The 13942-nt window shown below is 40.4% G+C and carries 4 protein-coding genes; 2 read left to right on the top strand and 2 right to left on the bottom strand.

Annotated features, from left to right (window positions below; all coding sequences use genetic code 11):
* Positions 1-767 precede the first annotated feature (767 nt).
* Positions 768-10202: a choice-of-anchor I family protein gene (locus DKG80_RS07845; protein ID WP_109830760.1), complete on the top strand. Its 9435-nt coding sequence runs from the start codon at positions 768-770 to the stop codon at positions 10200-10202.
* Between the two features lie 230 nt (positions 10203-10432).
* Here DKG80_RS07845 and DKG80_RS07840 read toward each other — a convergent pair whose 3' ends face one another.
* Complete coding sequence (locus DKG80_RS07840) at positions 10433-11974, bottom strand: SDR family NAD(P)-dependent oxidoreductase (protein WP_109830759.1); 1542 nt, start codon at positions 11972-11974, stop codon at positions 10433-10435.
* Between the two features lie 240 nt (positions 11975-12214).
* Here DKG80_RS07840 and msrA point away from each other — a divergent pair, with 240 nt between their 5' ends.
* On the top strand, positions 12215-12778 hold the full coding sequence (msrA, locus tag DKG80_RS07835; RefSeq protein WP_245906974.1) for a peptide-methionine (S)-S-oxide reductase MsrA: 564 nt from the start codon (positions 12215-12217) through the stop codon (positions 12776-12778).
* Positions 12779-12894: 116 nt separating this feature from the next.
* Here msrA and DKG80_RS07830 read toward each other — a convergent pair whose 3' ends face one another.
* The gene (locus DKG80_RS07830; RefSeq protein ID WP_109830758.1) at positions 12895-13911 is read right to left on the bottom strand and encodes a sensor histidine kinase; all 1017 of its coding nucleotides are present in this window, start codon (positions 13909-13911) and stop codon (positions 12895-12897) included.
* Positions 13912-13942 lie beyond the last annotated feature (31 nt).

Genomic DNA, 13942 nt, shown 5'->3' with positions numbered 1-13942 from the left:
CAGTTTTTTAGGAATCTCAGTTCGATTTAAGAACTTTACTTATTTGACATTTCATAAGAAAGAGTGAAAATTATACTGTCTGAGCGTTAGCGAGTTTATAATTTTCTAGACTTTTTGCTTCCTTTTTTGGCAATGAAAAAAGGAAGAGCCTGCCTGGCTTGAAGGCAAAAGCTTGATTAAGAGTGGTAGGTTGAAATTTTGAAAAGTGTTTGAATAAAACCATTAATCGAACTTAGGTTCGTTAGGGATTTTGTTTACCAAATGGAGATAATTGTTGTTCTTTTTTAAATGCTAAATACATCTGTAAGTGTCTTAATATTAAGGTTTTAAAATTCATTTTTTGTTAATGTAGACCTAGGTTTTAGAAGATCAGTTACTAGTTATTTTATATATAAGCTTCTTCAGATAAAAAGTTGGAAATAAGGCAATGAGATCGGATTTAAGATCTTTAGGTTGTTACTAGACTCCTTGTGAATCAGTTAGTTCTGCTTAGCTATTGATTTATCAGTTACATACTTTACAAATAGGAAATTTTAAAGAAGAGTTAATTAATACAATCGTATAAAACCGATAATGATTATTCCTCAAAAGAGCCTCCGTTCCTCTTCTATTTTTGGTATTGACCAACGAATGATTTGTGTCTGAATATTAGAGTCTGTAGTTCAAGTCAAGTCTGTCTTGAAAACTAATATCGACTCACAGAAACTACTGTATTCTATAGTTCATACCTAATCAATTCACTTGTTATTAAACTAATTCACACAAACATGCAAAACTTTACCAAACAGTTCAGTTGGCACAAGCGTAAGCTAATGTCGTTGCTGTGCTTGCTGATGACGTTCAGTCTATCGGCACAAAATGATCTCGTCATAAGTGGTGTCTTTGACGGCCCACTACCAGGAGGAAAACCTAAAGCCGTCGAGCTTTATGCGATCAACGATATCGCAGATTTATCTCAATACGCTGTTGGGGCTGTCTTCAATGGAGGCGGAAGTGATGGAATAGATATCCAGCTTTCAGGCTCAGCCAATGCCGGTGACTATTTTCACATTTCTTCGGATGCCGTAGACGCTAGCTTCAAAGCTTACTTTGGATTCAGCTCTTCATTTTCTTCGAGTTCTATCTCTGTCAATGGAGATGACGCCATCGAACTATATTATGATGCATCTACTAGTTTCAGTGGAGCAGAGTCCGTAGTTGACGTATTTGGAGACGTCGATGTAGATGGAACGGGTAAGCCTTGGGAATATCTAGACGGATGGGCTTACAGAAAAGATGATACAGGCCCAGATGGTTCTACTTTTAATGAGTCTAACTGGACTTTTAGCGGAAAAAATGCAGTAGACGGATGTTCTACGGATGACGCTTGTGCCTCTCAGTTTCCTATAGGAACATTAGAGATATCTAATGAAGTAGTATTAGACCCACCAGCCACTGTCATCTCTGAAGATTTCTCGACTGATCCTTTCAATAGGTTAGTAGGGAAATGGTCTCAATACAGTGCTGCCGGAGATGCTTCTTCATGGGCATATAGACTAGATGAGCAAGCCGTACGAATGAATGCGTATGGAGCAGATGCATGTGATGGAGATGACTGGTTGATTAGTCCGCCCATAAGTTTTTCAGGCATCGGAAGTGGAACTATATCTATAGATGTCAGCTCTAATTTCAGTGGAAATGGCTTGGAAGTTTTTCTTGCTGACGCCTATGTCGCTGGTACTGATCCCAATCTAGCTACTAAAACTTCTTATGGTACACTGACCGAAGCAGATGAAAACATCACCTTCAACTATGAGAAGTTAGAAGGGGAGCAGCAACTCTTGATCCATTACTCAGCTACATCTGGCTGTGCAGAGTGGTTTGTGAATGCGGTAGAACTAAAAGCAGCAACACTTACTTCTACAATCGTTCAATTTGAAAGTGCATTCTTTTTGACCAGAGAAGGAGAAGGGACTGCTGAAGTTTCAGTACAAATATTGAACCCAAATGCTACGAATGCTACTACGGTAGAAGTGGAGATACTTACCGGTATCGCAGGTACTACTGGTGAAGCAACAGATTTAGATAACTATACCACACAGACGCTCACATTTCCAGCAGGATCTACAGATAAGCAGACATTGACATTTACAGTGACTGACGATGCCTTGATGGAAGGAACAGAAAGCTTAGTTATTGAATTGAAAAATGTAACTAACGCTTCCATTGGAGCCATTAGCCAAGCAGTTCTTCAAATTGGAGACAATGATTTTACCACTACCGCCATTAGTGCTATCCAAGGAGCAGGACACACCTCACCTATGGAAGATACGGATGTACAAATAGAAGGAATAGTAACAGGGACAGATGAGAATGGTTTTTACGTACAAGACTTAGCGCCTGACACCGATCCAAAAACCTCTGAAGCGCTGTATGTCTTTACTTCTGGTACCGATGATGTCGAAGTTGGAGATGCTGTCACTGTAATCGGTACAGTACAAGAACAAGAAATGAGGGCAGATGAACCTACTAGAACTCAATTAGGAAACAATCCATTTATTCAAGTTGATTTTAAGGGTAATGATTTACCTGAAGCCGTGATTCTTGGATTAGGAGGAAGGTTGTTACCTACTGAAAAAATTGATGATAGCGAGTTTGATGCAACATTCGAACCATCCGTTTCAGGAATAGATTTTTATGAATCTTTAGAAAATATGCTAGTGAAGGTTCAAGAACCAATGGCAGTAACCCCAGTAGGTATGTCGGATGTATTCGTCGTTACTGATTTTGGCGCCAATGCCACAGGTTTGACTGCCAGAAATACGCTTAGCATAATGCCTGGTGACCTAAACCCTGAAAAAATCGAAATATCCTTAGGTGATAATGCGCTTCTTGGAGGCAAAGAAGAAGACAGACCTACAGGAGCCGTTCAAGGATATCTACCAGGTACTTTATTTGAAGATATTACGGGTATCGTTACTTATGACAGAGGTGTATATGAAGTTACCCCTACACAAGACTTTGAAGTATTAGAAGCTAAAGAAGAAGCTTCCTTTAGCCCGACAGTAGTACCATTCAAAGCATCTGAAAAAGAGCTTTTGATCGCTACCTATAATGTATTGAACCTTGATCCGAATAACGATGAAGAGGACGACGATGTAGGCGAAGGTAGATTTGTAACTATAGCTAATCAAATCGTTCAAAACCTTAGTTCGCCAGATATTCTAGGACTTCAAGAGATCCAAGACAATACAGGATCAGAGGGACCTGATGGTGTAGTAGCTGCTGATGTGACCTTACAAATGTTGGTGGATGCGATCACAGCAGCTGGTGGACCTGCTTATCAGTATATTGACAACACCTTTTTATTAGGTGAAGCTACTAGTGGAGGAGATCCAAATGGAAACATCAGAACAGCCTTCCTTTACAATCCTCTTAGAGTGAAATTAGTAGAAGGTTCTGTTCAGACTATCTCTTCTCAAAACGAAGGCGATGCATTCGAAAAAGCAAGACTTCCACTAGTCGCACAATTCGAGTTCAACGATACTACATTGATGGTAGTAAATAATCACTTCTCATCTAAGGGAGGTAGTGCCCCTATTTTTGGAGTCAAGCAACCATTCCAAGATAGACAAGAGGATGTATCGGTAAATGGAAGCTTAGACGAAAGACAAGTCCAGTCGGAAGCCGTTCAAGAATTTGTAAAACAATACTTGAAAGAAAATGATAACGCACCTGTAGTGGTCTTAGGAGACTTGAATGAGTTTGCTTATGTCTCTCCAGTAGCTGATTTCGACGAATTTCTTTACAACTTGACCAACAAGGTTCCATTAGACGATAGATACACTTTTATCTTCCAAGGAAATTCTCAAGTTCTAGATCACATCTTGGTCAGTGACAACCTAGCAGTAAATGCAAAAGTTCAAATAGCACATCTGAATGTTGATACTGAAGAAACAGATGCATCAGGAAGTGATCACGAACCTGTAGTAGCACTACTTGACTTTGCTGACCTCAGACCTCTTCCAAGAGCTTCTGGACAGGAGACATTGGTATTTAGAATTAGTTCTGAAGATGATGATGCTGAAGAGCAGTTGGAAAATGCCGTAGGACCATTCAATACCACTAAAGGTAATGTGGATTCAGAAAGCAGTGATATAGAATTGGGATACCAGGAAAACTTCTCTCCACAACTGTCAGCACTAAGATTTGATGGTATTTCGATTCCAAAAGGGGCAGTAATCAAAGAAGCATATCTTCAGTTTACAGTTGACGAATCAGATGATGACTATGATGGGGTGGTTGATTCTGAACTCTACATTATTGCAGAGAAATCTGCTGATCCTGAGACGTATGTAGGAGATCCTACTACTAGTGATGCTTCTTTCGGCTTGACCAATCGAGAGTATCTAAAAGACAGTGTGGAATGGATGATACCTGATGGTACATGGGACGTAGTAGGCGAAAGTGGACCTGATCAACGATCTACCAATATCGCTTCCTTAGTACAGCAACTAGTCAATATGCCAAACTGGGAAGCTGGTAATGCTATGGCATTCGCCATCGGAGGTACTGGATTGAAAGTAGCAGAAGGATACGATCCTAATAACCCAGAAGCTGGAGCCAGATTGATAGTCAACTATGTCCCTGCGACTAACAATGAGTATTTCATATTGTCAAGTACAGATGATGCAGAGCAATATTTGCCAGGAGGAACTCGACCAGAGAATGAAATGGATCTTCCAAGCAGTGATATTGAGTTAGGAAGTGAAAGCGATGAGACAGATCAATTGTCAGGGTTGAGATTCGCCGAACTTGATATTCCACAAGGTGCAATTATTAGTTCCGCTACTATTCAGTTTGTGGTAGACAACTTCAACAAGAACCTTGATCCAGCTGAGTTTTACATCGTAGTCGAAGACTCGGATAGCACTCATACTTATACAGAGACGGTAGGAGATATTACATCAAGGTCATACTACTCAGATGGCATAGATAGCAAAGGTAGAAAGTCTATGGATAGTGTTTATTGGAGTGTTCAAGCGGGTACATGGACCAATATCGGAGATAGAGGACCTGCGGAGATGACGGCTAATATTGCGACGCTTCTACAATACATAGTCAATAAAGACGACTGGAAAGAAGGTAATGCAGTATCATTTGTAATAGGTGGAACGGGAAGAAGAGAAGCAGGCTCGTTTGATTCGGGAACCCCTGCCTCACTTATAGTAGACTTTGTACCTTTCAAAGAAAATAGTACAGCGATAGGAGCTAGTACTGACGACGCAGAGGAGTATTTGCCAGGAGGCGCTAGACCAAACAATGGCATGGATATCGGAAGTAGTGACCTTGAACTTGGACAGGAAACGGGACCAGATAACCCGACTTTTGATGAGACCTTTCAGTTGACAGGTTTGAGATTTAATGAACTGCAATTGCCGAAAGGTGCCATCATAGAATCTGCAAGCATTGAATTCACGGTAGATGCGACTAATAAGAACATTGACCCTACTGAGTTATACATCATAGTTGAAGATAGTTCGACACCATCGACGTACGTCGATGTGGATGGCAATATTTCTTCAAGAAGCTACTTCAATGATGGCATTAATAGCCAGAAAGAAGGAATGATGCCTGCTGATACCGTATTTTGGAATATCGAGGCAGGTACTTGGGATGTAGTAGGTGATAAATATTCTACACCAAACATCGCTAAGCTTCTAGAAGCAGTGGTTAGTCGTTCTGATTGGGAAGCGGGCGGATCAGTAGCCTTTGTGATAGGTGGTACAGGTATCAGAGAAGCAGAGTCATTTGATGGTGATGTCGATAGCGCACCAGTATTGAATTTCAAATTTGCACAAGGTGGTCGCCCAGCTGCTAAGCCTCAGATCATCCAAGAAATTGCAGATATAGAAACTACCCAAGGAGCTTTCTTCTCTGTAGATTTTAACCAATACTTTGAAGATAAAGACACGCCATTGTCTTATGAAGTATTTGATCTTTTTGGTAGAGAAATAGATGGAATAGCGCTTTCTAAAAACGGAGTACTAAGAGGCTCATTTGACAAGGCTATGTATCAGGCAGTGATGGTAGAAGCTACGAGTTTTGGTGATACGGTGAATCAATTCTTCAATATTATCGCCAAGCCGAAGATGAAGAGTGTATTGACACAATTGAGTTCAGTACAAATCGGAACTGCATTTGACAAAGGTGCTGCAGAGATATCAGCATTCGATGCCACTACTGATAAACTTTATGTAACTAATTCTGAGACTGATGTCATAGAAGTGATCAATATGGCTGACCCTACCTCTCCATCCAGAGGGACTCCAATCGATATTTCCTCACTGGGAGGAGGTGTCAATAGTGTGGCAGTAGCTAATGGAATGCTAGCAGTGGCGATAGAAGCGGATGTAAAACAAGACCCAGGTTTTGTATATATCTACAGCACAACTGACGAATCAGAATTGGCTTCATACACAGTAGGCGCACTTCCGGATATGGTGACATTCAACGAAGACGGTACAGTAATAATAGTAGCTAATGAAGGAGAACCAAATGATGATTACACAGTGGATCCTGAAGGTACAGTGAGTATCATCAATTTACCATTGGATTTATCAACAGCTTCTCCAACAGATGTTGAGACTGCAGATTTTAAATCATACAACACTTTTAGTGTAGATGAATTGAGAGAGAGTGGAATCTTGATTTCTGGGCCAGGAGCTACAGTAGCGCAGGATTTGGAGCCAGAGTATGTTACGGTTTTAGGAGATTCAGCCTTTGTTACACTTCAGGAGAACAATGCAGTGGCTTTAGTTAGGATTTCTACCGCGACTGTTGAAGATATCTTTGGTCTTGGGTTTAAAGATCATAGCCTGTCTGGAAACGGAATTGATCCAAGTAAGGACGATGACTTACCACTTTATATAGACAATGGATTGCCATTCCAAGGTGTATATATGCCTGATGCAATTGCAAGTATGCAAATTGGAGATAAGAAGTATCTATTTACTGCTAATGAAGGTGATGCTCGGGAGTATGGAGATTATACCGATGAAACAGAAATAGGAAAGATAGACTTTGATTCTAATTTCTTTCCAGATGCAGAAGAGATTGAAATTGCTGCAGATGGATTGGGTATTATGAATATATCTCAGCAATCGGGAGATGGGAAGTACCAAGAACTACTGACTTATGGCGCTAGATCATTTTCGATATGGGAAGTAGAGGAAGGTCAGATATACGATAGTGGAGATGATTTCGAACAGATCACTGCGACTATTTATCCAGAAAACTTCAATGCTAGTGATGATAAAGTCAAGCTTAGAAATAGAAGTGATAATAAAGGTCCTGAACCAGAAGCGATCACTTTAGGTAAAGTAGGAGAGACTAGTTTCGCTTTTGTCGCCTTGGAGAGAATTGGCGGTATCATGGTATACGATGTGACTGATCCAAATGCACCAGAGTTTGTAGAATATCTCAACAATAGAGATTTTACTAAAGATCCAAAAGACGATTTCTTGACAGCAGGTGACAATGCTCCAGAAGGATTGGTATTCGTACCAGCAGCTGATAGTCCAAGCGGTCAGGCACTATTGATAGTATCTAATGAAGTAAGTGGTACGGTCACTACCTATCAAGTGGGAGATGTTCCAGTTGTAGACAACACATTCACGCTTGAGCTACTTCACGTAACAGATCAAGAAGCTGGCGCTCCAGCGATTCAGGATGCACCAAGATTGTCAGCTGTAATGAATGCGCTTGAGGCTCAGGATTTGGGTGGTGATGGCATAGCGGATAATACGGTGAGATTGTCTTCTGGAGATGCTTTCATACCTGGATTGTTCTACGACGCGTCTGGAGATGCCTTTGGTTTCAAAGGAGTAGCTGATATTCAAATACAAAATGAACTTGGTTTTCAAGCTATTTCATTAGGAAACCACGAATTTGACTTTGGTACAGAAGTACTTTCAGGATTGATCTCAGGAGACACACCTACCAAAGCGTCATTTGATTTGACAGGTACCGACCTAGAAGGAGATGTGACTTTCCAAGGGACAGACTTTCCATATTTGTCATCAAACTTAGACTTCAGTAAGGATGAAGATATGAGTGCGTTAGTAGTAGAAAGTGCTCAAGGTCCAGTTGGCAGTAAGATTACTTCTTCTACCATTCTTGATGTGAATGGTGAGTCAATCGGAGTAGTAGGTGCTACTACACCTACACTAGCAAGTATCTCTTCTCCAGGTGGAGTCGTAGCCATGCCTGCACCATTTGCTAATGATCCTTCTGATGCTGAAATTGATGCTCTTGCTAAGATTATTCAAGATGAAGTAGATCATTTACTTGATATCAATCCGACTATGAATAAAGTCATTGTATTGGCTCATATGCAGAGAATTGATATAGAGTTTGCTCTTGCTGAGAAATTGAAGGACGTCGATATTATAGTAGCAGGTGGTTCCAACACTAGATTGACGGACAGCAATGATAGATTGAGAGATGGGGATACTAAGCAAGGTGACTATCCTGCCTTCTTTACCAATGCCGGTGGAACTTCAACCGCAGTAGTTAATACAGACGGTAGCTACAAATATGTAGGTAGATTGGTAATAGACTTCGATGAAGATGGAGATATAGTTCCTGCAAGTTATGATGCAGATGTTTCAGGAGTTTATGCTACAGATGAGCAAGGGGTGACAGATTTGAGTGCTGCTGCACATGTCGATCCAGAAGTGCAGGCCATTGCTGATGCTATTGAGGATGCAATTGTAGCTAAAGAGTCTAATGTGTTTGGAATAGCAGATGTTTACCTCAATGGAAATAGATCCGGCTCTGGGGCTAGTGATGATCCTGATGGGGTAAGGACTCAAGAAACGAATTTTGGTAATTTGACGGCTGATGCAAATCTAGCAGCTGCTAAGACCACTGATCCTACAGTGAGGGTATCGATCAAAAACGGTGGTGGTATCAGAAGTAGTATTGGACAAATTATCGTTCCAGCTGGTGGTACAGAAGCAGTAAGATTGCCTAACGAATCGGTCAAGGGTTCTGATGGTAGTGTAGTGAAGCCTGAAGGTGGAATTAGTGAAAATGACATCAATACAAGCTTAGCATTCAATAATGGACTCTCCCTGTTGACCCTAACTCATCAGCAGTTAGTAGAGGTTCTTGAGCACGGAGTAGGAGCTTTGCCGACAGTTGCTGGTCAGTTTATCCAAATTGCTGGAGTTAAGTTGTCTTTTGATCCTACTTCGGAAACAGGAAGCAGAGTACAGAATGCGATCTTCGTAGACGAAAATGGAAAGGAGACTGCAAGGCTAGTCAATGATGGTACTGTCGTTCTTCCTGAGCAAACAGTCAGAGTAGTAACATTAAATTTCCTAGCAGGAGGAGGGGATAACTATCCATTCCCTCAGGAAGCTTCCGCTAATAGAGTGAATTTATATGACCTAGATGGTGATGGTAAAAACGATGGGGCTACTGGTGACGCGACCTTTGCTGATGATGGTACTGAGCAGGATGCACTTGCTGAATACCTATTGGACAACTACAATGTTGATGCTTACAATATCGCTGATGTAGGACCTAATTCAGACGAAAGAATCCAAAATTTGGCTTTCAGAGCTGATGGATTAGAGCCAATATCTGTAGAGCTATCTTCATCGACTGTAGAGGTTACCGAAGGTGATGAGGTGACAATTACAGTTACAGCTACTAAGGCTGTCGTAGGAGATCAGGTGTTTGAGGTTACTATCTCTGGTGCAAATACAGATGTGGAACTCGCGAGTACTACGATCACTATTCTGGATGGAGAAGTAGCTGGTACAGTCAAACTGACGATCAAGGATGATTCTGAGGTTGAGGATATCGAAACTGTGACGGTTACATTGTCCAACCCATCGTTAGGAACTGTTTTGGGAGCAGTTACTTCTGTAGAAATTGAAATTACCGACAACGATACTGTTTCAGGAATCGGGGAGGATAATTCAGGTTTTACATTGTTTCCAAACCCCACTAATACGAATATGGAACTAGTAGCTTCGGAGCGAATAGTAAGCGTATTAGTTTGTAATGTCTTTGGTACAGTGATAGATGAATTAGAAGTAGATTCTAGCAGTATAGTTATACCAATGAAAGACAAGCCTACTGGTAACTATTTGGTCAAAGTATTAACTCAGTCAGGAAAACAAAAAGTATTACAAGCGGTAAAGTTCTAATCGCTTGTAATCCATAACAACAGTTTAGAGCCTTGGGGTAACCTAAGGCTCTTTTTATATCTGATAGTATCAAGAGCAGAGTTCTTGCTCTTATAAGGACACGATGTGTGCTCAGTACTTAGCACAGTGTCTGCTCAGTATAGAGCAAAGACTATGTACAAGCAGACTCAAAATCAAATGATTTAAACCGATAGTCCGAGAGGTCTAGCTATTTGCCTGCTATCTAACTACTACCAGTCGATAGGGAAGTAATCTTTCAAGAATTTCCCACACCAGTGTTTACCAGTATTGATACCATCGAAAAGAGGGTCAAGTACTCTGGCCGCACCATCGACTATATCTAACGGAGGCTGGAAGTCATGGTCCTTTTCTTTTTTCTTAGCCAGTTCTACAGGATCTTCATCTGTTACCCACCCCGTATCAACAGCGTTCATATAAATCCCATGTTTAGCCAGCGAACCTGCAGAGGTGTGTGTCAGCATATTGAGCGCAGCTTTAGCCATGTTGGTATGAGGATGGCGATCTTCTTTGTGGAATCGATGGAATTTACCTTCCATAGCTGATACATTGATAATGTGCTTCATACCTGTGTTTTCTTTCTTCATGATAGTAGAAAGTCGATTACAAAGTACAAAAGGGGCTACAGAATTCACAAGTTGTACTTCTACCATTTCAGGTGTTTCGATTTCACCAAGTTTTAGTCTCCAACTGTTCGTTTTTCTAAGGTCTACCTGTTGAAGATCCGCATCCAATTGTCCTTCAGGGAATACTTCTTTTGGTTTAATCGAATGGTCAAAACTGTATGGTATCTGAGATAGTTCGGCAGAAGCTCTCAATCCGACGCCAATTTCTGGGGTCTGCCAAGATACAGGCAGTCGTTTGTCTTCTCCTTGAGTAATCTTTCCTGTCAGATGATCCAGCTCTTGCAAGCAGTGAATATGATCAGCTAGAAGCTTTTGAGTTTTTTCATCATGGGCAGTGTAGGGCAACTGCTCATTGGGCATCATATGAGAATAGAATCCTGCAGGTCTACGTACAGTCTGAGCCGCATTGTTGATCAAGATGTCTAGACGATCGTATTGTTGTTCGATGAAATTGCAAAATATCTCCACACTAGGAATGTGTCTGAGGTCTAGCCCGTGAATTTTGAGACGATCTCCCCAGACATGAAAGTCCTCTTCCTTGGAAAATCGGAGTGCTGAATCCGCGGGGAATCGGGTCGTAGCTACCACAGTTGCTCCAGCTCTCAAAAGCATCAAAGTAATATGATATCCGATCTTAAGTCTAGACCCAGTTACCACAGCGACTTGCCCTGTTAAGTCTGCGGTTTGAAATCTTTTAGCATAATTGAGATCCCCACAATCTTGGCACATCGCATCGTAGAAGTGATGAAGCTTTGTATACTCAGTCTTACAAACGTAGCAGTTTCGAGCAGATTCCAGCTCAGGAGTTTCATCAGGAAGTTGAGCAGCAGTTAAAAGTTTGGGCGCTTCGAAAATAGTAGCCTCTCTAGCTGATCTGATTCCTGTGGCTTTTCGAGCATGACGATCTCTTTCTTGCTGCTTGCGTTTAGCAGCTTTTTTAGTATCCTTTCGTCTTTGAGCAAATTCATCTCTATTAGGACGAGTCAATTTACCAGCCGCTTTCATGACAGCGATACGATCTTCTTCTGACAATGCAGAAAGTTGTTCTACATCACTTGATAGTGTTTCTAAAATAGTAACACATTTCTCGATGTCTTCCTTGGTTAGTTTTTCCTTTCCCTCACTCATTGCACTCGGTTATCAATTTTGCGACGGCAAAACTAACAACTTTCATCGCAGAGGGAGAACCGACAAACTCTGATTCCTTGTATAATGTGTAGTTATTGAATAACTTCTTTACGGCGGTATATGCTTTTCAAAAGAAGATTCATCAAGATTGAATTAATTGCATTCGATCTTTGTTAAACCAATAACTATGTAGAATCGTAATCACAGACTATGTTTATTGTTCAATTAATTATTTTGTCGATGACCTTGATGTTTTCGACGGACAATCAGGAAAAAATGGAAATAGCAACATTTGGAAATGGATGCTTCTGGTGTACCGAAGCAGTATTTCAACAGCTCAAAGGGGTAAGCAAGGTAGAGTCTGGGTACAGTGGAGGACAGACAATAGATCCTACTTACAAAGAGGTGTGTTCTGGTACTACAGGACATGCAGAGGTACTACAAATTACTTATAACCCTGAAGAGATATCATTCAAGGAATTACTAGAAGTATTTTGGTCTACTCATGATCCTACTACGCTCAATCGTCAAGGCAATGATGTGGGGACGCAATATAGATCAGCAGTTTTTTACCACTCTGAAGAACAGAAAAGCTTATCTGAAGAATATAAGAAGCGATTGGATGAATCAGGCGCATTTGATGATCCTATAGTGACAGAAATTACAGCGTTTGATAAGTTTTATCCTGCGGAGGACTATCATAAGAACTACTACAATCTAAACCCAAACCAAGGGTATTGTCAGTTTGTGATTAGGCCTAAAGTAGAAAAGTTCAAAAAGGCTTTTGCTGAAAAATTAAAGTAAAAGTCAGAATACACCGGAAGTGAGTCATTTTATAGAGTGACTCACTTTTGCATCAACTCTGATGCTCTAATTGATTGACATTAGCCGTAATAAATTAATCTATACTACCTAATAGCTTAATGAGTGAAGATTAACCTAGCAACAGTTCCTTGATTCTCCTCACTTGATACCAGTATTTGTCCACCGTGCATCTCTATGATTTGTTTGACGATAGACATTCCTAATCCATGAGATTTTTCTCCATCTAGTCCCAGTCTTTTTGATTTGCCAAATTTCACAAATAGGTTCTCTAATACCTCTTTAGTCATACCTACACCTTGATCGATAAGTTGAATTTCCAACTGGCCTATTTCGTTCTTTAATATTTTAATATAGATACTCTCGCTTTGGTTACTGAACTTAATGGCATTGCTTAATAGGTTTGAAAGCACTCTGGTAATTTTAGAACGATTGATATGAAAAGTATCATTTTCATTAATTTTTGATACTTTCTGAATAGCAATTTTCTTTTTGGTACTTTCAAATCTATTCGTAGAAATAAATGTATCAATGAACTCATTAATTCTTACTTCTTCAGTTTTTAGTTGATAAGTTCCAGATTCTATTTCAGATAGTTCCAAGAGGTCTTCCGTGAAATCGAGTACATTTTTGCAACTGACTTTCATCAAGTCTATAATACGTGTTAATTCCTTTTTTTCGACTTTCGGTTCATTGAGCATAATTTGAATGACGTTGGTCAAACCGAGAACGGAATTTATAGGGCTTCTAAGATCGTGTGCAGCTGCGGTCAGTAAGTTATTGGAATCATCACTATTAAAGCTCCAGAGCGTTTTGATTCCTTTTTCTTCTCTGATAGATGTACATGATACTTGACGAATGTGATTGTCGATTCTTTTTAAATAGCAGTGTGTAGGGGGAGAGTCTATCTCTAGATTTGAAAAGTAATTGACCATTGATTGGTAATCACGCTTGTCTATGAACTCCGTCAGAGCATATGGATGATGCAGTGTGAGATGGGCGAAGAGAGGCTGAGGGGTTAGAAGTTCTACATGGTCAGGATTTACATAGTTAGTCCAAAAAAAATGGACACTAGAATTCCCTACATTATTCTCTATTGCTACTGCAGTACTCACTCATTCACTATTAGTTAATATACAATATAGT

Source organism: Reichenbachiella versicolor (assembly GCF_003171675.1).
Lineage (GTDB): Bacteria > Bacteroidota > Bacteroidia > Cytophagales > Cyclobacteriaceae > Reichenbachiella > Reichenbachiella versicolor.
The sequence above is the reverse complement of the archived record's forward strand: the minus strand, read 5'-3'. Positions and strand labels throughout refer to the sequence as shown.

What these genes read in the sequence shown, in the direction of transcription:
- msrA (WP_245906974.1), top strand. Translation starts at nt 12,215, where the DNA reads ATGACCTTGATGTTTTCGACGGACAATCAGGAAAAAATGGAAATAGCA.
- DKG80_RS07840 (WP_109830759.1), bottom strand. Translation starts at nt 11,974, where the DNA reads ATGAGTGAGGGAAAGGAAAAACTAACCAAGGAAGACATCGAGAAATGT.
- DKG80_RS07845 (WP_109830760.1), top strand. Translation starts at nt 768, where the DNA reads ATGCAAAACTTTACCAAACAGTTCAGTTGGCACAAGCGTAAGCTAATG.